This is a genomic window from Micromonospora parathelypteridis, assembly GCF_014201145.1.
GTDB classification, from domain to species: Bacteria; Actinomycetota; Actinomycetes; order Mycobacteriales; family Micromonosporaceae; genus Micromonospora; species Micromonospora parathelypteridis.
The window spans coordinates 6,285,243-6,302,984 of sequence record NZ_JACHDP010000001.1; the positions used below are offsets into that span (position 1 = coordinate 6,285,243).

The 17,742-nt window shown below is 69.1% G+C and carries 16 protein-coding genes and 2 riboswitches; of the genes, 8 read left to right on the forward strand and 8 right to left on the reverse strand.

Annotated elements, in window-relative coordinates:
• Window positions 1-3: 3 nt before the first annotated feature.
• Complete coding sequence (locus HNR20_RS28180; RefSeq protein ID WP_229687267.1) at window positions 4-1,569, forward strand: MFS transporter; 1,566 nt, start codon at window positions 4-6, stop codon at window positions 1,567-1,569.
• A 12-nt stretch (window positions 1,570-1,581) separates the two neighbouring features.
• On the opposite strand, the gene HNR20_RS28185 is transcribed toward HNR20_RS28180, so the two are convergent.
• Genes HNR20_RS28185 through HNR20_RS28195 form a run of 3 tightly spaced genes read right to left on the reverse strand, consistent with a single transcriptional unit; the run spans window position 1,582 to window position 3,142 of the window.
• Window positions 1,582-2,178, reverse strand: a complete 597-nt coding sequence (locus HNR20_RS28185) for a histidine phosphatase family protein (protein WP_184185978.1) — start codon at window positions 2,176-2,178, stop codon at window positions 1,582-1,584.
• On the reverse strand, window positions 2,175-2,948 hold the full coding sequence (locus HNR20_RS28190; protein WP_184185981.1) for a CbtA family protein: 774 nt from the start codon (window positions 2,946-2,948) through the stop codon (window positions 2,175-2,177). Before HNR20_RS28190 ends, HNR20_RS28185 begins: the two co-directional genes overlap by 4 nt.
• Window positions 2,939-3,142: a CbtB domain-containing protein gene (locus HNR20_RS28195; protein ID WP_184185984.1), complete on the reverse strand. Its 204-nt coding sequence runs from the start codon at window positions 3,140-3,142 to the stop codon at window positions 2,939-2,941. The genes HNR20_RS28190 and HNR20_RS28195 overlap by 10 nt, the downstream gene beginning before the upstream one ends.
• A 35-nt stretch (window positions 3,143-3,177) precedes the next feature.
• Window positions 3,178-3,322, reverse strand: a riboswitch (cobalamin riboswitch).
• A gap of 238 nt (window positions 3,323-3,560) precedes the next feature.
• Here HNR20_RS28195 and HNR20_RS28200 point away from each other — a divergent pair.
• The 4 genes from HNR20_RS28200 to HNR20_RS28215 all read left to right on the forward strand — a co-directional run bounded on the left by HNR20_RS28200 (window position 3,561) and on the right by HNR20_RS28215 (window position 7,622).
• Window positions 3,561-4,439, forward strand: a complete 879-nt coding sequence (locus HNR20_RS28200; protein ID WP_184185987.1) for an amidohydrolase family protein — start codon at window positions 3,561-3,563, stop codon at window positions 4,437-4,439.
• Between the two features lie 261 nt (window positions 4,440-4,700).
• Window positions 4,701-5,708: an ABC transporter permease gene (locus tag HNR20_RS28205; protein WP_184185990.1), complete on the forward strand. Its 1,008-nt coding sequence runs from the start codon at window positions 4,701-4,703 to the stop codon at window positions 5,706-5,708.
• A 40-nt stretch (window positions 5,709-5,748) separates the two neighbouring features.
• Window positions 5,749-6,801 (forward strand): ABC transporter substrate-binding protein, encoded by a 1,053-nt coding sequence (locus tag HNR20_RS28210; RefSeq protein ID WP_184185993.1) that lies wholly within the window; start codon window positions 5,749-5,751, stop codon window positions 6,799-6,801.
• Window positions 6,801-7,622 carry an ATP-binding cassette domain-containing protein gene (locus HNR20_RS28215; RefSeq protein ID WP_184185996.1) on the forward strand — a complete coding sequence of 274 codons (822 nt, stop codon included), beginning with the start codon at window positions 6,801-6,803 and terminating at the stop codon, window positions 7,620-7,622. The genes HNR20_RS28210 and HNR20_RS28215 overlap by 1 nt, the downstream gene beginning before the upstream one ends.
• A 7-nt stretch (window positions 7,623-7,629) precedes the next feature.
• Here HNR20_RS28215 and HNR20_RS28220 read toward each other — a convergent pair whose 3' ends face one another.
• Window positions 7,630-8,352 (reverse strand): FadR/GntR family transcriptional regulator, encoded by a 723-nt coding sequence (locus tag HNR20_RS28220; protein WP_184186000.1) that lies wholly within the window; start codon window positions 8,350-8,352, stop codon window positions 7,630-7,632.
• 8 nt (window positions 8,353-8,360) lie between these two features.
• Window positions 8,361-9,755, reverse strand: a complete 1,395-nt coding sequence (locus HNR20_RS28225) for an enolase C-terminal domain-like protein (protein ID WP_184186002.1) — start codon at window positions 9,753-9,755, stop codon at window positions 8,361-8,363.
• Window positions 9,756-10,299: 544 nt separating this feature from the next.
• Window positions 10,300-10,516: riboswitch (cobalamin riboswitch) on the forward strand.
• Between the two features lie 195 nt (window positions 10,517-10,711).
• On the opposite strand from HNR20_RS28225, the gene HNR20_RS28230 reads away from it, so the two are divergent.
• Both HNR20_RS28230 and HNR20_RS28235 read left to right on the forward strand, forming a co-directional pair.
• Window positions 10,712-13,030, forward strand: a complete 2,319-nt coding sequence (locus HNR20_RS28230) for a ribonucleoside-diphosphate reductase subunit alpha (RefSeq protein WP_229687327.1) — start codon at window positions 10,712-10,714, stop codon at window positions 13,028-13,030.
• 44 nt (window positions 13,031-13,074) lie between these two features.
• A complete protein-coding gene (locus HNR20_RS28235) occupies window positions 13,075-14,070 on the forward strand; it encodes a ribonucleotide-diphosphate reductase subunit beta (protein WP_184189174.1) in 996 nt (331 codons plus the stop codon).
• A 303-nt stretch (window positions 14,071-14,373) separates the two neighbouring features.
• On the opposite strand, the gene HNR20_RS28240 is transcribed toward HNR20_RS28235, so the two are convergent.
• Both HNR20_RS28240 and HNR20_RS28245 read right to left on the reverse strand, forming a co-directional pair.
• Window positions 14,374-14,601, reverse strand: coding sequence for a GntR family transcriptional regulator (locus tag HNR20_RS28240; RefSeq protein WP_184186009.1), 228 nt, complete (start codon window positions 14,599-14,601; stop codon window positions 14,374-14,376).
• A 373-nt stretch (window positions 14,602-14,974) separates the two neighbouring features.
• Window positions 14,975-15,889 (reverse strand): MerR family transcriptional regulator, encoded by a 915-nt coding sequence (locus HNR20_RS28245; RefSeq protein WP_184186012.1) that lies wholly within the window; start codon window positions 15,887-15,889, stop codon window positions 14,975-14,977.
• A gap of 118 nt (window positions 15,890-16,007) precedes the next feature.
• On the opposite strand from HNR20_RS28245, the gene eno reads away from it, so the two are divergent.
• The gene (gene eno, locus HNR20_RS28250) at window positions 16,008-17,273 is read left to right on the forward strand and encodes a phosphopyruvate hydratase (protein WP_184186014.1); all 1,266 of its coding nucleotides are present in this window, start codon (window positions 16,008-16,010) and stop codon (window positions 17,271-17,273) included.
• 27 nt (window positions 17,274-17,300) lie between these two features.
• Here eno and HNR20_RS28255 read toward each other — a convergent pair whose 3' ends face one another.
• Window positions 17,301-17,708, reverse strand: a complete 408-nt coding sequence (locus HNR20_RS28255; protein ID WP_184186016.1) for an arsenate reductase ArsC — start codon at window positions 17,706-17,708, stop codon at window positions 17,301-17,303.
• Between the last annotated feature and the right edge of the window lie 34 nt (window positions 17,709-17,742).

Genomic DNA, 17,742 nt, shown 5'->3' on the forward strand with positions numbered 1-17,742 from the left:
GACATGACCCCGGTGCTGCGGATACTGGTAAGTCAGCAAACGTTTACATCTAGTTTCGGGGATCTCATGACCCACACCATCCAGGAGCCGACCCACGTCGACTCCACGGCCGGCACCGTCCCGCGGGCCAACAGCACCCTCCTGGTGCTGTACCTGTCGCTGGGCGGCCTGGCGTTCGCGGTGCTGCAGTCGCTGGTGGCGCCCGCCCTGTCGACCATCGGAGGGGACCTGAGAGTCTCGACCGGGGACATCAGCTGGGTGCTCACCGCCTACCTGTTGGCAGCCTCGGTCCTGACTCCCATTCTCGGCCGTCTCGGTGACATGGTCGGCAAGCGCAGGGTCCTCATCGGCGTCCTCGCCGCGCTCGCCGCCGGCACCCTGCTCGCCGCCCTGGCTCCCAACCTGACCGTGCTGATCGTCGCGCGGGCGCTGCAGGGAGCCGCCGGAGCGATCCTGCCCCTGTCGATCGGCATCGTCCGCGACGAACTTCCCCGGGAAAAGGTCGGCGTCACCGTCGGCCTGCTGTCGGCGATCTTCGGTGTCGGCGCCGGCGTCGGAATCGTGGCCGCGGGCCCGATCGTGGAGAACCTGTCGTGGCACTGGCTGTTCTGGCTGCCGCTGGTCCTCGTCGTCGTCGCGTTGCTCGGGGCCATCTTCGGGATGCCCGAGTCACGGGTCCGCACGCCCGGACGGCTCGACATGCTCGGCGCCGGCATCCTGTCGGTGGCGCTGGTCGCACTGCTGCTGGCGGTGAGCAAGGGACAAGCCTGGGGTTGGGGTGAGACGAAGACCATCGGCCTGTTCGTGCTCGGTGTGGTCGCGCTGATCGTGTTCGTCCTGGTCGAACTGCGGGTACGCGAGCCGCTCATCGACATGCGTCTGATGCGCATTCGCGGTGTCTGGGCCACGGACCTCGTCGCCCTGATCCTCGGCTTCGCGATGTTCGGGACGTTCGTGCTCGTGCCGACCCTGCTCCAACTTCCGGCGGCCACCGGCTACGGGTTCGGCAAGACGGTGTCCCAGGCGGGCCTGTTCCTGCTGCCCACCGTCCTGATGATGGTGGTCTTCGGACCCCTCGCGGGTCTGCTGGACCGTCGCTTCGGCCCCAAGGTTCCGATGTTCCTCGGCGCGGTCGCCGTCGTCGTCGCGTTCGTGCTGCCCGCCCTCGCCCACGGCGCGGCCTGGCAGGTTCTGCTCTCCGGAGTGCTCACCGGCGCCGGAATCGGACTGGCGTTCGCGGCGATGTCCAACGCCATCATCGAGAGCGTGCCGGCCGGGCAGACCGGTGAGGCGAGCGGTGTCAACACCATCGCGCGGACCATCGGCAGCAGCATCGGCGCGGCGGTCGTCGCGGCCGTCATCACCTCGCACAGCACGCCGCAGGGCCTGCCCACCGACGAGGCCTTCACCGCCGGCTTCTGGGTCTGCGCCGGCGTCGCCGTCCTGGCTGTCTTCGCCTCGCTGGCCCTGCCCTCGGCACGCCGCCGCCACCAGCAGGCCGTCGCCGCCGGTGTCGACGACCTCCCGCCCGAGCCCGTCGAGCTGCACCTGCCGCACCGGCACCACTGAGTGGCCGTGTCCTCACCCTGCTCGCGGTGGGGTCAGCCGTAACTGCCATCGCCCACCCTGGCTGGTGAGCCGGATGATCGCCAGCGGCTCCACGTCCAACTGCCGGTACGTCGCGATCGGCAGGTCGAGGGCGTGGACCACCGCGACCCGGATCACCAGCGGGTGGGCGACGGCGATGATCCGCCGGCCAGGTGCGCGTTGCCCGTCCAGCCAGCGACCGACCCGGTCTCGTAACGTCGCCACGGATTCGCCGCCGTGGGGGGCGGAGTCCGGTGCGGACAACCACTCGTGCAACGCCTGCGGTTGCTCGGCGGCGATCTCCTCGAACGACCGTCCGGTCCAGTCGCCGTAGTCACAGTCGGCCAACGCGGCTTCGATGGTGGGCCGCAGACCGAAGGCCTCGGCGGTCTGTCGGGCGGCTGCCGCCGGACTGGACAGGCAGGCATCGTCGACGCGCAGGTGCCCTCGCCGGCCCGATTCGGTGCGGGCCTGGGCGAGGGCGGCACGCAGGCCGCCCTCGTCCAAGCCGTCGTTGGTGCCGCCGAACCGGACCCGGCGCAGCGCGGTGGTGTGACCGTGGGCGACCAGCCGGAGGCTGGTGGGGGTCACGTGCTCGGAAGCGCGGCGGCGGCCCGGCGACGCCGGTCGTGGTGCATCAGCGCCGCGAACAGCAGGCCGATCCCGGTCCAGAGCACCACCTGGGTGCCGAGCGAGGCCAGCCGGAAGTCCCACAGCAGAGTCGCCGGGAAGTCGTCCGGGACCTCCTGGAAGGAGGGCATCACCACGTAGGACACCACGGTGACCAGCAGGAATCCGCCGGCGGCCGCAGCAGCACGTTGCCACGTGGGCGCCTCGCTGCCGACCGCCCGGTAGCCCAGCGAGCCCGCCCACACCGCCACCAGGCCGAGCACCACCATCAGCAGGTAGGTGACGGTGCGTTGGTTGATGGTGGCCGGGTCGCCGACGGCCGGCGGGTTCGCCGGATACTTCAGGAACGGCACGATCACCGCGCCGAGCAGGGCCGCGCCGGCCAGCAGCAGGCCCACCCGGCCGTCGTCGTGGGTCCGCCGCCGACGGGACAGCAGCACGTACGCCGTGGCCAGCAGGCCACCCATCGCGGCGCCGAACAGGCCGGTGGCCAGGAACAGGCCGCCGCGCTGACCAGTCCGGCTGACCAGGGCATCCTCGTGATTGTGCCCACCGGCAGCGGGCTCGACGTGCGTCGCCGCCGCCTCCTCGATGGCGATGGCCGCCTCGACGTGCGGCTCACCGGCGACGTAGGCGAACGCCCCGGCGAGCAGGCCGGCGATCAGGCCGGCGAGCAGCCCACGGACGAGGACGGTGAGAAACGGGGGAGCGGTGGTGGCTTTCAGTGGCACGGGACACCCAGCAGGTGCCGACCGTCGTGCATCAGCTCGTGCAGGTACATGCCGCTGCGCGAGACTGCCCCCTGATCGAAGGCGACGAGGTAGGTCAACAGGCTGAGCACAGCAACGGTCGCCAGGACCGTCCACAGGAGACGCGTGCTGCCAGCGGAGTGCACCAACGGCTGGCTGGACGTGGAAGTAGACATACGAGCACGAACCTCCCCGGGGATGACGCGTCCCCATCGCAAGGCTGCGGACGACCGAGCGTCCTGGCTCGCGGATCCCCGTGAGGCTGAGGAACCGCTTACAGTGGCGCGACCGCGCCGGATTCACACCGGCTTCCCTCGCGTCGCCGCAGATAGTGGGTCGACGGTATCGGTGCCGCCGCAGGCGGTCAACCCGGCCCCACCAGCCGGACGGGTGAGGAAACAATAATCGACATCTCTGGATGCCAAAGATATGATGCTTGACCACGCCGAGTCGCATTTCCTGGGACCCACGGGCGTTCTGTTACCGCTAACCTGGTCGAACTGCCGGATTGGGCCGAAGTGCCGGGCCGACCCGGACATCTGACCAATGACTGGGCGGGGTGTGGGTGTACGTGAGCGCGCCGGGACGTGTCCGATGACGACCAATGAGGCCCCACCGGGATCGGGCATCGTGGACGCGCACCATCACCTCTGGGTCCGGGCGCGGCACCCGCAGCCCTGGATCGATCCGCACACCATGGCCGCGATCGACGACGACTTCACCCCGGTCGATCTGGCCCCGGTGGCCCGGGCCGTCGGTGTCACCCAGACCGTCGTCGTTCAGTCCGTCGCCGCCCGGACGGAGACGCCCGAGCTGCTGGGCATCGCGGCCGACGATCCCCTCATCGCCGGAGTCGTCGGCTGGGTCGACCTCACCGCCGACAGCGTCGGCGATCGCCTCGACCGGCTCCGGGCCGCACGCGGCGGAGACTGGCTGGTCGGGATCAGACATGTCGTCCAATCCGAATCTGACCCGGCGTACCTCGACCGTCCGGACGTCCGGCGGGGCATCGCCGCGGTCGGCGCCGCCGGCCTCGCCTTCGACCTGCTGGTGCGTGACCACCAACTGCCGGCGGCCACCCGACTCGTCCGCGATCTGCCCCAGATGCGGTTCGTCCTGGACCACCTCGGCAAGCCGTCGCTCGGGCACGACGGCCTCGGCGACTGGCCCCGTGACCTGCGTGCGCTCGCCGCCGAGCCCAACACGACGGCGAAGCTCTCCGGCCTGGTGACCGAAGTGGACGGCCCGTCCTGGACGACGGCGGACCTGCGGCCCGCCATCGAGCATGCGCTCGACGTGTTCGGCCCGAACCGGCTGATGTTCGGCTCGGACTGGCCGGTGTGTCTGCTCGCCACCTCGTACACCCGCTGGGTCGAGGCCCTCACCGACCTGCTGGACCCGCTCGCCGACGACGAGCGTGCGGCGATCTGGCGACGGACCGCCCGGCGGGCGTACCGGCTGGAGACGTCGTGACCCCGCGGCGTCTCGCGGCCTGACGGGCCGAAAACCCCGCGGCCTGACGGGCCGAAAACCCTCGCCGCCTGCGCCTGCTGATCGATCGGTCGCAGGTTGTGCCAGTTTGATCAGACGTATGCCCGCAGTGGCCTGCGTATCGATGACAAAACATGCCCGCAAGACCTTGGCAACATATGTCGATGCGTGGCAAGGTAACGCCTGATCGAGGGAAACATCCGACCTATCTCTACGGGCGGTGCGGGCATGCGAGGTCCGACGATGAGTACGGTCGAGGCAACCGCCGGCTCGCAGCGCGGCGAACTCAGCGACTGGGTCCGGGAACGGGTCTCCCACGCCGTCTCCGAGCTGACCGCCGCGACCGCGCTCGTCGTCCTGTTCATCGCGTTGACCGTCGCCAGTCCCTATTTCCTGACCGCGGACAACCTCTTCAACATCGGGGCGCAGACCGCGGTGATCGCCATCATCGCCACGGCGCAGACGATGGTCATCATCACGAAGGGCATCGACCTGTCCGTGGGGTCGGTCGCCGCGCTCGCCGGCGTCGTGGGCGCGATGGTCGTCCGCGACCTCGGCTTCTCGCTCTGGGCGGCGACGGTCGTCGCGATCGGTGTCGGCGCGCTGGCCGGGCTGCTGAACGGGCTGCTGGTGACCGTGGCCCGGATCCCGCCGTTCATCGCGACGCTCGGAACGATGTCCGTGGGCCGCGGTCTCGTCTTCATCGTCAGCGGCGCGGTCGGCGTCTACGGCCTGCCCCGATCCTTCCAACTGCTCGGCAACGGGGAGATCCTCGGCATCCCGTTCGCCGTGGTGATCACCGTTCTCGTCGCCGTCGGGGTTGCCTTCCTGCTCTCCCAGACGCGCTTCGGCCAGTACACCTACGCGATGGGCTCCAACCTGGAGGCGGCCCGCCGCTCCGGAATAAGGGTGCGGCGTCACCTGACCGGGGTGTACGTGCTGGCGGGTGTGCTGGTCGGGCTGGGCGGCATGATCGCCGCGTCCCGGGTCAACTCCGGCCAGCCGAACTACGGCATCTCGCTGGAGCTCGATGTCATCGCCGCCGCGGTCATCGGTGGAGCCAGCCTCTTCGGAGGCCAGGGCCGGATCGTCGGGACGATCATCGGCGCCTTCCTCATCGCCCTGGTCCGCAACGGCGCCGTCCTGCTCGACATCAGCATCCACTACCAGCAGGTGATCGTCGGCCTGATCATCTGGGCCGCCGTGTACTTCGACCAGTACCGCCGACGGCGGCTGGAAGCACGGGGTTGACATGCCATTCCGAGAGTCCGAACGAGGAAGGACACGCACCATGGCGCACACCACCACCAGCCGACGGGCGCGACGGCCCATCCTGCGCGCACAGGCCATTCTGGCCGTAGCCGCGGCGACCGCTCTTCTCAGCGCCTGCGGCGGAGTCGAGGTCCGCGACGGAGGCGACGGCGCGACCAAGGACGCGAGCGGTCCGTTGAAGCTCGCCGTCGTCCCGAAGGCCGTCGGGGCCGACTACTGGAACACCGTGAAGGCGGGCGCGGAGTGTGCCGCGCAGCGCGCCGGTGACGTCACCGTCCAGTGGGACGGGGTGACCACCGAAACCGACGTCGAGGGCCAGGTCAACCTGATCCAGAACTTCGTCACCAAGAAGGTCGACGGCATCGTGTACGCGGCGACCGACTCCAGCGCGTTGGCGCCGGCGACCGACCAGGCGCTGGGCGCCAACATCCCGGTCGCGATGATCGACTCTGGCACCAGCCCGCAACCGTCGAGCGTGCCGCTCTTCGCCACCGACAACCGTGCGTCGGCCACCGAGGCGGCGAAGATGCTCGCCACCGAACTCGGCCCCGGCAACCACGAGGTGGCACTTGTCGAGTTCCAGCCCGGATCGCAGACCAACACCGAGCGGGTCGACGGCTTCAAGGCCGGCCTCGCACAGTTCCCCAACCTGAAGCTGGTCGGCCAGCAGCCCAGCCGCAGTGACGTCAACGAGGCGCGACGCGTCACCGAGAACATCCTGACGGCCAACCCCAACCTCGCCGGCATCTTCGCGGCCAACGAGCCGAGTGTGCTGGGCGCCGCGCAGGCCATCCAGGCGGCGAACAAGTCCGGCAAGGTGGTCATCATCGGTTGGGACGCCGCCCCGGACGAGATCGCCGGCGTGCGCAGCGGCCAGATCTCGGCGCTGGTCGTGCAGAACCCGTTCAAGATGGGCTACTTCGGCGTCGACAAGATGGTCAAGCACCTCCGCGACAAGGCGCCGCTGGCGTCAGCGGACACCGGCGTCACGTTCGTCACGAAGGAGAACATCGACTCCGCGGAGATCAAGGCGGTGCTCGAACCGAGTTGCGCCAACCCCCCGGTGCAGTGATGGGCACCACCCCGACGGCCACCGCCGACAGCGACCGGCAGCCGACCACCGACGAACCACCGGTCCTCGAAGCCCGTGGCATCGTCAAGCGGTTCGGGCACGTCGAGGCGCTGCGCGGCGCCGACTTCACGGTCCACCGGGGTGAGGTCGTCGCGCTGATCGGCGACAACGGCGCCGGAAAGAGCACTCTGATCAAGACGTTGTCCGGTGTGCACCCGCCCGACGAGGGCGAGATCCGGGTGGATGGCCGTCCCGTCCAGTTCTCCACCCCGCTGGACGCCCGGCGCGCAGGGGTGGAGACCGTCTACCAGGATCTCGCCGTCGCCGACGACCTCAGCGTGGCCGCCAACCTGTACCTCGGGCGGGAGCTCCTGCGCTCCGGGCCGCTCGGTCGGCTGGGGCTGCTCGACAAGCGGGCCATGCGGCAGGGCGCCGCCGCGGCCCTCGACGAACTGGGTGTCCGGATCCCCCGGGTCACCACCCCGATCGCGATGTTGTCCGGTGGGCAGCGGCAGTGCGTCGCGGTGGCCCGCGCCATCATCTGGGCCACCAGCGTGGTCATCCTGGACGAGCCCACCGCAGCGCTCGGCGTGGTTCAGACGCAGCGCGTGCTCGACGTCGTCCGCCGTGCCCGCGACGCTGGCATGTCGGTGGTGCTGGTGAGCCACAACATGCCTCAGGTGCTCGAGATCGCCGACCGGGTCGAGGTGCTGCGTCTCGGCCGGCGGGCCGCCCGGCTCCGCGCGGACGAGGTCACCACCGACGACCTGGTCGCGGCGATGACCGGAAGCATCAGCGGCGCGGAACGGGACGAGCGCTGACGGCGGCTTAGAACCGTGCGGGCTCGGCGTTCGTGTCACCGTCGTCGGGTAGCCCGTGCAACGACTCCTCCACCCCGATCAGGTGGTTGGCCATCCGGACGCGGGCCCGCTCCGGGTCGCGCGCCCGCAGGGCCCGCAGAATCGCGACATGTTCGTCATGGGTACGCCGGTCCGCGCCCTCCTCGTGCAGGCTCCGCCAGAGCCGCCCGCGTAGGGTGCGTCCGGCGAAGGCCTCGATCAGGCCGACGAGCACCGGATTCTCGGCGTGCACGGCGATGATCCGGTGGAAGGCGATGTCGATCTCCATGATCCGCTCGTGGTCCTGCGGCGACTGACCGGCGATCCGGGCCGCCTCGTCGAGCAGGTCCCCCGCCTGAGCGAGCGCCTCGTCGGTGATCCTGGTCGCCGCTAACCGGGCGGCCTCGCACTCCAGCAGCCGCCGGACGGTGTGGATGTGCCGTGGGTCGCCCTGGCCCTGGAAGTCCACCACGAAGCCCATCGGGGCCAGCAGTTGCGGCGCGTCGAGGTTGGTGACGTAGGTGCCGTCACCCTGGCGAATGTTGACGATGCCGAGGATCGACAGGGCCGACATCCCCTCGCGCAGCGAGCCCCGCGAGACGCCGAGCGACTCGGCGAGGTCCTTCTCGATGGGCAGCCGGTCCCCGGGCTTGAACCGTCCTTCGAGGATCATCCGCTTGATGCCGTTCACCACCTCGTCGGTGCGCGACATGACACCTCCTAGCGGCCGGCGGGGGCGGCTGTCCCACCCGCGATCACGTACGGCTCCGGAGATGACACGGTAGTCGGGTGCGTCGCAGCCCAGTAGGGGCCGTCGGGGAAGCGGTAGAGCGCGACCGACTCGGGACGCATCCGGGTGGAGTAGCCGGGCTGGCTGGGCAGGACGTAACCGCTGCCCGAGCCGGCGTCGCGGACGATGCACGGGTCGGTGAAGTGCTCGTGCAGGTGGTCGACGAACTCGGTGACACGGTCGGTGAGATCCCCCGAGATCGAGACGTAGTCGAGCACCGAGACGTGTTGGACCATCTCGCACAGCCCGACACCGCCGGCGTGTGGGCACACGGGGACGTCGAACTTCGCGGCGAGGAGCAGCACGGCGACGATCTCGTTGATGCTGGCCAGCCTGCCGGTGTCCAACTGGCAGAAGTCGATGGCGCCGGCCTGGAACAGCTGCTTGAACATCACCCGGTTGTGGCAGTGTTCGCCGGTGGCGACTCCGATGGGAGCGACGGCGCGGCGGACGGCCGCATGGCCCAGGATGTCGTCGGGGCTGGTCGGCTCCTCGATCCACAGTGGCTCGAACTGGGCGAGGGCCTTGACCCACTCGATGGCCTGTCCGACGTCCCACACCTGGTTGGCGTCGATCATCAGGTTGCGGTGCGGGCCGAGGATCTCCCGGGCGATCCCACACCGGCGGATGTCGTCGTCGAGGTTGGCGCCCACCTTGAGCTTGACGTAGCCGTAGCCGGTGTCCACCGCCTCCTGACACAGCCGGCGCAGCTTGTCGTCGCCGTAGCCGAGCCAGCCGGCCGAGGTGGTGTAGGCGGGGTAGCCGGTGCGGTCGAGCTCGGCGAGGCGATCGGCCTTCGTGCTCTCTTTGGCGCGCAGGATGGCCAGTGCCTCGTCCCGGGTCAGCGCGTCGGACAGGTAGCGCAGGTCCGCGATGTCGACGAGCTGCTCGGGGGACATGTCGACGAGCAGCCGCCACAGCGGCTTGTCGGCGACCCGGGCGACCAGGTCCCACGACGCGTTCAGCACGGCGGCCAGCGACAGGTGGACGACGCCCTTCTCCGGCCCGAGCCAACGCAGTTGGGAGTCGGAGGTGAGGAAGCGGTAGACCGCGCCCATGTCCGCTGCCATCGTCGCGACGTCCAGGCCCACGAGGCGCTGCGCCTGATGGACCGCCGCCGCGGCGACGATGTCGTTGCCCCGACCGATGGTGAAGGTCAGACCGTGGCCCGCGAGTGGCGCGCCCACGCTGTCGACGCCGTCGGTGTGCAGAACGACGTAGGCCGCCGAGTAGTCGCCGTCCTTGTTCATGGCGTCGGAGCCGTCAGCGGTCAGGGAGGTGGGGAAGCGGACGTCCTCGACGGTGACGGCAGTGATCTGCGGCATGCGCTCCTCGCCCGACGTGGCCAAAGATCAGATGATCACTGGGAGTATACGGAGAGCGGCTTCGACGCGTCAACGATGTCGATCACCTCTGGACCCCAGACATCCAATGTTTCGGGCGTGATCCGAAATTGGGAACCTTGCCGTCCTTCGATGACCGTATCGGTTGCCCGCAGGTTAAGGGGGCCTTGCTCGTGCTGGTAGGTGCCGTTCCGGTGGTAAATCTTCCAGTGGTTCGAGGGTTGACTCGCCCCGCCGGCGTCCCCGGCAACGGGGTCCAATTGGGACACTGGAAGATAAGATGTTCACTCGGGACTGATGCACTCGCGGCGAAGTGTGAGCAGGATTCCTTACATCCATTGACTCGATACATCGCATCTTTCTGCCGTCCCATTCCTGCTGCAGAGCCCCGTCGGCGGGGGCGTTCGCTGCCTCGCGCCGGCCGGGCCGGGCGTGACCGTCGGGGCTGGTGACGGTCGTCACCAGCCCGGCCGCCGACACGCCCGGGACCGACATGTGGGGTGTGACAACGGCAGCGTCCCTATATATGGTGTCGAGCGCAGCTGGTTCGGCCGCTCATCCGGAGCGGTCGAGGCAACAGGGAACCCGGTGAAAATCCGGGACTGTCCCGCAGCGGTGAGTGGGAACGACCGCCGTCATCAGCACTGGACCACCAATCGGTCTGGGAAGCGACGGCCAGTAGGAGACCGGCGAACCCGGTCGTGCCCGCGAGTCCGAAGACCTGCCAGCGCGCCGCGCACCCGCACCCGGGTGGGCGGCGGTCCGAGGCCGCGTGGGACGGCTGACGCCACCCGACCCACGTCCGCATGGCGTGGCGTCCGCCGGTGTCTGTCTCCACGCGTCCGAGGGCCATCAGGTCTCGAACTCGCGAGGAGTGAGTGGTGACAGTCACCGAGGTAGTCCCGGCCAGCGGCGACGCGGCCCTGCGACGGACGCCGATGCAGGTCCGCAAGCGCAACGGCACCACCGAGTCGGTGGAGTTGAACAAGATCGTCCGGGCGATCGAGCGGTGGTCCGACGACCTGACCGACGTCGACCCGATGCGCGTCGCCACCCGCACGATCAGCGGCCTGTACGACGGCGCGACGACGGCCGAGTTGGACCGGCTGTCCATCCAGACCGCGGCCGAGATGATCGGTGAGGAACCGCAGTACTCGCGTCTCGCCGCCCGGCTCCTGTCCGGCTACGTCGACAAGGAGGTGCGTCGGCAGGGCGTCACCTCGTTCAGCGCGGCGATCCGGATCGGCCACGCCGAGGGGCTCATCGGTGACGACACCGCGGCGTTCGTCGCCGCGCACGCCGCGATGCTCGACGACGCCATCGATCCGGACGGTGACCGGCGGTTCGAGTACTTCGGCCTGCGCACGGTGTACGACAGGTACCTGCTGCGCCACCCCACCAGCCGGCTGGTGCTGGAGACCCCGCAGTACTGGCTGTTGCGGGTGGCCTGTGGGCTGTCCCAGACGCCGGACGAGGCGATCGGCTTCTACCGGCTGATGGCCAGCCTGGCTTATCTGCCCAGCTCACCGACGTTGTTCAACTCCGGGACCCGACACACCCAGATGTCCTCCTGCTACCTGGTTGACTCGCCGCTCGACGAGTTGGACTCGATCTACCAGCGGTACGCCCAGGTCGCCAACCTGTCCAAGTTCGCCGGCGGCATCGGCATCGCGTACTCCCGGGTCCGGTCCCGGGGCGCGTTGATCCGCGGCACCAACGGGCAGTCCAACGGGATCGTGCCGTGGCTGCGCACGCTCGACGCCAGCGTCGCCGCGGTCAACCAGGGCGGGCGGCGCAAGGGCGCGGCGTGCGTCTACCTGGAGCCGTGGCACCCGGACATCGAGGAGTTCCTGCAACTGCGGGACAACACCGGCGAGGACGCCCGGCGCACCCACAACCTGAACCTGGCCAACTGGGTGCCGGACGAGTTCATGCGCCGGGTCGAGGCCGACGAGATGTGGTCGCTGTTCGACCCGCACGAGGTGCCCGAGCTACCCGACCTGTGGGGGGAGCGGTTCGACGCCGTCTACCGGGAGGCCGAGGCGCAGGGTCGCTACGTGCGGCAGGTCCCGGCACGGGAGCTGTACGGGAAGATGATGCGGACCCTCGCCCAGACCGGCAACGGGTGGATGACCTTCAAGGACGCCGCCAACCGGCTGTGCAACCAGACCGCCGAACCGGGCAACGTGGTGCACCTGTCCAACCTCTGCACCGAAATCGTCGAGGTGTCCAGCGACGCCGAGACCGCCGTCTGCAACCTCGGTTCGGTCAACCTCGCCGCCCACCTCACCGACGACGGCATCGACTGGGAGCGACTACGCGCCACGGTCCGTACCGCGGTGACCTTCCTCGACCGGGTCATCGACATCAACTACTACCCGACCCCGCAGGCGGCGGCGAGCAACCCCCGCTGGCGGCCGGTCGGGCTCGGCCTGATGGGCCTGCAGGACGTGTTCTTCGCACTGCGGCTGCCGTTCGACTCCCCGGTCGCGCGGGAGTTGTCCACGCGGATCAGCGAGGAGCTGTACCTGACCGCGCTGGAGACCTCCGCCGACCTGGCCCGCCGTTTCGGCGCGCATCCGGCGTACGGGGAGACCCGGGCCGCGCGGGGCCAGCTGCAGCCGGACCTGTGGGGTGTCGAGGGTACGCAGACCGCGCGCTGGGCCGCGTTGCGGCAGCGGGTCGAGGCGTACGGGCTGCGCAACTCGCTGCTGGTGGCGGTCGCGCCGACCGCGACCATCGCCTCGATCGCCGGGTGCTACGAGTGCATCGAGCCGCAGGTGTCCAACCTGTTCAAGCGCGAGACCCTGTCGGGGGAGTTCCTCCAGGTCAACACCGCTCTGGTACGCGAGCTGAAGGCCCGCGGTCTGTGGACCGACCGGATCCGCTCGGCGATCAAGCGCGCCGAGGGGTCGGTGCAGGACATCGCTGAGTTGCCGGCCGGCGTCCGGGAGCTGTTCCGCACCGCATGGGAGCTGCCGCAGCGGGCGCTGATCGACCTGGCCGCCGCCCGCGCCCCGTTCATCGACCAGTCTCAGTCGCTGAACCTGTTCCTGGCCGCGCCCACCATCGGCAAGCTCTCCTCGATGTACCTGTACGCCTGGAAGGCCGGGCTGAAGTCCACCTACTACCTGCGCTCGCGCCCGGCCACGCGGATTCAGCAGGCCACTGTCAGCGCTGTCGCACCCGTCGTCGTCGACGCGGAGGCGCTGGCCTGCTCGCTGGAGAACCCCGAGTCGTGCGAGGCCTGCCAGTGACCACCGCCGACACCGCCGACACCGCCGACACGAGGACCACGCACATGCTGCTCGACCCCGGGATGGACCTCACCCTCCGCCCCATGCGCTACCCGCACTTCTTCGACCGCTTCCGCGACGCCATCCGCAACACCTGGACGGTCGAGGAGGTCGACCTGCACGCCGACCTCGCCGACCTCGACAAGCTGTCGCCGGCCGAGCGGCACCTGGTCAGCCGGCTGGTGGCGTTCTTCGCCACCGGCGACACGATCGTCGCGAACAATCTGGTGCTCAACCTCTACCAGCACGTCAACAGCCCCGAGGGTCGCCTCTACCTGTCCCGGCAGCTGTTCGAGGAGGCCGTGCACGTCCAGTTCTATCTCAACCTGCTCGACACGTACGTGCCCGACGAGAGCGAGCGGTTCGCCGCCTTCGCCGCGATCGAGAACATCCCCTCGATCCGGCGCAAGGCCGAATTCTGCTTCCGCTGGATCGACTCGTTGAACGACCTGCGGGAGCTGCGGTCCCGGGAGGACCGGCGCACGTTCCTGCTCAACCTGATCTGCTTCGCCGCCTGCATCGAGGGACTGTTCTTCTACGGCGCGTTCGCGTACGTCTACTTCCTGCGCTCCCGTGGCCTGCTGCACGGGTTGGCCTCCGGCACCAACTGGGTGTTCCGGGACGAGTCCATGCACATGGCGTTCGCGTTCGACGTCGTCGACACCGTCCGCGGCGAGGAGCCGGACCTGTTCGACGACGATCTCGCCGACCAGGTTCGGCAGATGCTCACCGAGGCTGTCGAGTGTGAGGTGCAGTTCGCCGAGGACCTGTTGGGCCACGGCGTGCCCGGCCTGACGTTGACCGACATGCGGGAGTACCTCCAGCATGTCGCCGACCGCCGCCTCGCCCAGCTCGGCATCGCGCCGCACTACGGGTCGAGCAATCCGTTCGCCTTCATGGAGTTGCAGGACGTGCAGGAGCTGTCCAACTTCTTCGAGCGGCGGGTGTCGGCGTACCAGGTGGGGGTGACCGGCACCGTCGCCTTCGACGACGACTTCTAGGCGGCGACCTCGGTCCACGCGTTGCCCATGAGGAACGCCCCGTCCGCGCCGATCTTGCAGTTTCGGTCGCCGATATGCGCGTAATGCTCCTTATGTCGCGACAGGAAGTGCAAGATCGCGGGGAAGGGGCGTCCGGTCTCTCTGATCATGGAGTTGTGGTGCCTGACTTGGTGTTGCGCAGGCACTTGTCACCCACCACAACTCCATGATCGACGAGGCGGTGCGGGGTTGACGAACAGCCACTCCGTCTAAACGCGATGGTGCTCAGCTACTTCTTATCAATCGATCAAGGAAGCGGCGCGCTCAGCTCTGGGCTTCTGCGACGTAGACACCTTTGCCTGGATGGCCCTCGACCAACTCGCGGTCTTTGAGGATCGTCATGACCCGGTTGATGGTGGAGATATGCACGCCGTACTGCTCGGCCAACTCACGGGTGGACGGCAGTTTCTCGCCTGGAGCAAGCTCACCAGATTTGATTTTTCCCGCAATCTCGTTGGCGATCCGCCGGTAGTCCACTCGCTCGGTCGGCATCGGTCGATCTCCGTAGGGTTCCCTGGTTTCGGCAAACTCCTGGGTTCCGGCCGCACCCCCACCTGGGGGAGCACGGCAGATGGTCGCTGCTCCCAGGTGGGGCCAACGTCGTGAACGCGGGAGGGTGCCGCCGTGCCGATCGATGAACCGGTAAGTCGGGCAGACGAACTGTTCGCCGCGATGCGGACACTTGATGCTCACTGGACTCGGGCACCTGACCAGCCGTGGCGTTCAGGCGGCTGCCTCGAGTGCTCGAGTCAGAGCGAATGTGGTCAGCTCGATTGGTCGTTGGGTGTTGTGGCGGACGTTGCATCGATCATGTTGCAGAAGTAGCGATGGACGCTGAGCAGTGCGGCGAGTTCGACGACGACTTCTAGGCGGCGACCGATCCCGGGGCCTGGCGTCGCTTGGTGAGCCACCGCATCACGTGCAGGGGGTGCGACGCCGGGTCCGGAATCGGGTGGAAGACGTGCTCGACCTCGCCGTCGGCGATGATCAGGGTCAGCCGCTCGTAGAGCGTCATGTCACCCGCGGCGCGGGTCGGCAGACGCAGTGCGTCGGCCAGGGTCAGCCTCGGGTCGGGGATCAGCGGGTAGGGCAGCCGCAGGCGGTGCACGAGTTCACGCTGGTAGCCGGTCGACTGCGCGGACAGGCCGTAGACCCGGGCGGCGCCGGCCGCGCGGAGTTCCGCGTGGTGGTCACGGAACCAGGTGGCCTGCTCGGTGCTGCCGCGGGCTCCGTGGATCTCCAGCAGCCCGTTGGGCAGGTCGACGCCCGGCCGTCCGGTCAGGGGGTAGACGAAGATGACGCTCCGCCCGGCGCCGAGCGCGCCGAGGTCGACCGGACGGCCATCGGTGCCGTAGAAGGACAAAGGCGGCAACCTGCTGCCGATCAGCGCGGCGGGGTCGGCGTCGACCGGGGGACCGCCGGGTACGACCTGCGTCGCGGCCGCGTCCAGGCGAGCGTCCAGCGCGTCCCGCTGGGCGGTCAACTTGCCGATCCGTTCCTGCAGGTTGGTGATGGTGCTGCGGTACGTGGCCACCGCCGCCGCGCACACGTCGGAGTCGTCGGAGCCACCGGCGATCGACTCCACGAACGGGCGGGTCTCCTCGACGGTGAGGCCGAGCGCCATCAGCTCGCGGATCTGTGCCACCAGCCGCACGGCGATCGGGTCGTACTCCCGGTAACCGTTGCCCAGCCGCCGCGGCACGACGAGCCCGGCCGATTCGTAGTACCGCAGCGCCCGGACCGTGGTCCCGGTCCGTCGTGCCAGCTCACCCACCCGCATCCTGCGACCCTAAACCCGCACCCTGGGGTACGGGTCAACGTGTTCATCGTCGCGGTGTCACGGCCGCCGTTTCCTGCCAGTCTGGCTGCGAAAAGGCATCCTGAGCAGGGAGTGTGTGATGACGGCAATCAGTCGGGTGCGTGGTCGGCAGATCCTCGACAGCAGGGGGAACCCGACCGTGGAGGCGGATGTGGTTCTCGCCGACGGGTCGGTCGGCCGGGCCGCCGTTCCGTCCGGCGCCTCGACGGGGGCGAACGAGGCGGTCGAGTTGCGCGACGGAGATCGGACGCGCTTTCACGGCAAGGGCGTCAGTACGGCCGTCGCCGCGGTCAACGGCGAGATCGCCGACGCGGTGCTCGGGCTCGACGCGGAGGACCAGGCGCTGATCGACGAGACGATGATCGCTCTGGACGGTTCGAAGGACAAGGGTCGGCTGGGCGCCAACGCGATCCTGGCGGTGTCCCTGGCGACCGCGAAGGCGGCGGCCCTGGCCCACCGGCAGCCGCTCTACCGCTACGTCGGTGGCGTCGGCGCCCGCCTGCTGCCGGTGCCGATGATGAACATCATCAATGGTGGCGCGCACGCCGACAATCCGCTCGACTTCCAGGAATTCATGATCGCCCCGGTCGGAGCGCCGACCTTCGCCGAGGCGGTGCGGATGGGCTCGGAGGTCTTCCACACCCTCAAGGCGTCCCTGGCCGCCGCCGGCCACAGCACCAGCGTCGGTGACGAGGGTGGCTTCGCGCCGAACTTCACGGGCGCCGACGAGGCGCTGCGGTTCGTGGTGCGCGCCATCGAGGACACCGGCTACGAGCCCGGGACCGACGTGCTGGTCTGCCTCGACCCGGCCAGCTCGGAGTTCTTCCGCGCGGGCGTCTACGACTACGTCGGCGAGGGACGCAAGCGCACGGTCGAGGAGCACATCGACTACCTGCTCGACCTGGTGGCCCGATACCCGATCAGCTCGATCGAGGACCCGATGGCGGAGGATGACTTCGACGGTTGGCGGCGGCTGACAGCGCTGGCGGGGGAGCGCGTGCAGTTGGTCGGCGACGACGTCTTCTGCACCGATGTCGACCGGCTGCGTGACGGGATCGACGGCGGTTACGCCAACGCGATCCTGGTCAAGGTCAACCAGATCGGCACGCTCACCGAGACCCTCGCGACGGTGGACGCCGCCCACAAGGCGGGCTACCGGGTGGTGATGTCGCACCGGTCCGGGGAGACCGAGGACACCACCATCGCTGACCTGGCCGTCGGCGTCGGCTGCGGACAGATCAAGACCGGCTCGCTGTCGCGCTCCGACCGCACCGCCAAGTACAACCAGCTCATCCGCATCGAGGAGGAACTCGGCGCCCGCGCGCTCTACGCCGGGAGCCGTTGAGCGCACCCGAGTGTTCTGTCCCCCTGGTCAGGTGGCGAGGTTCAGCTCGGCGAGGAGCTTCTCCACCCGGCCCCGGATCTCGTCGCGGATCGGGCGGACGGACTCGACGCCCTTGCCGGCGGGGTCGTCCAGCTTCCAGTCCTCGTAGCGCTTCCCGGGAAAGACCGGGCAGGCGTCACCGCAGCCCATCGTCACGATGACGTCGGAGGACTCCGTGGTCGCGTACTCCAGGAGCTTGGGGGTCTGGTCGGTGATGTCGATGCCGACCTCCCGCATGGCTTGCACGGCCGCGGGGTTGACCGTCTCGGCCGGCGCGGAGCCGGCCGAGCGGACCTCGACGGCGTTGCCGGCGAGGTGGCGTAGCCAGCCGGCGGCCATCTGGGAACGGCCGGCGTTGTGGACGCAGACGAACAGGACGCTGGGCTTGTCGATCATGACGCGGTCGCCTTTCCGGGGCAGGCGGGTACGG

Coding starts and splice junctions, on each gene's coding strand:
- HNR20_RS28180 (WP_229687267.1), top strand. CDS start 4: ATGACCCCGGTGCTGCGGATACTGGTAAGTCAGCAAACGTTTACATCT.
- HNR20_RS28195 (WP_184185984.1), bottom strand. CDS start 3,142: ATGTCTACTTCCACGTCCAGCCAGCCGTTGGTGCACTCCGCTGGCAGC.
- HNR20_RS28200 (WP_184185987.1), top strand. CDS start 3,561: ATGACGACCAATGAGGCCCCACCGGGATCGGGCATCGTGGACGCGCAC.
- HNR20_RS28205 (WP_184185990.1), top strand. CDS start 4,701: ATGAGTACGGTCGAGGCAACCGCCGGCTCGCAGCGCGGCGAACTCAGC.
- HNR20_RS28210 (WP_184185993.1), top strand. CDS start 5,749: ATGGCGCACACCACCACCAGCCGACGGGCGCGACGGCCCATCCTGCGC.
- HNR20_RS28215 (WP_184185996.1), top strand. CDS start 6,801: ATGGGCACCACCCCGACGGCCACCGCCGACAGCGACCGGCAGCCGACC.
- HNR20_RS28220 (WP_184186000.1), bottom strand. CDS start 8,352: ATGTCGCGCACCGACGAGGTGGTGAACGGCATCAAGCGGATGATCCTC.
- HNR20_RS28225 (WP_184186002.1), bottom strand. CDS start 9,755: ATGCCGCAGATCACTGCCGTCACCGTCGAGGACGTCCGCTTCCCCACC.
- HNR20_RS28230 (WP_229687327.1), top strand. CDS start 10,712: ATGCAGGTCCGCAAGCGCAACGGCACCACCGAGTCGGTGGAGTTGAAC.
- HNR20_RS28235 (WP_184189174.1), top strand. CDS start 13,075: ATGCTGCTCGACCCCGGGATGGACCTCACCCTCCGCCCCATGCGCTAC.
- HNR20_RS28240 (WP_184186009.1), bottom strand. CDS start 14,601: ATGCCGACCGAGCGAGTGGACTACCGGCGGATCGCCAACGAGATTGCG.
- HNR20_RS28245 (WP_184186012.1), bottom strand. CDS start 15,889: ATGCGGGTGGGTGAGCTGGCACGACGGACCGGGACCACGGTCCGGGCG.
- eno (WP_184186014.1), top strand. CDS start 16,008: ATGACGGCAATCAGTCGGGTGCGTGGTCGGCAGATCCTCGACAGCAGG.
- HNR20_RS28255 (WP_184186016.1), bottom strand. CDS start 17,708: ATGATCGACAAGCCCAGCGTCCTGTTCGTCTGCGTCCACAACGCCGGC.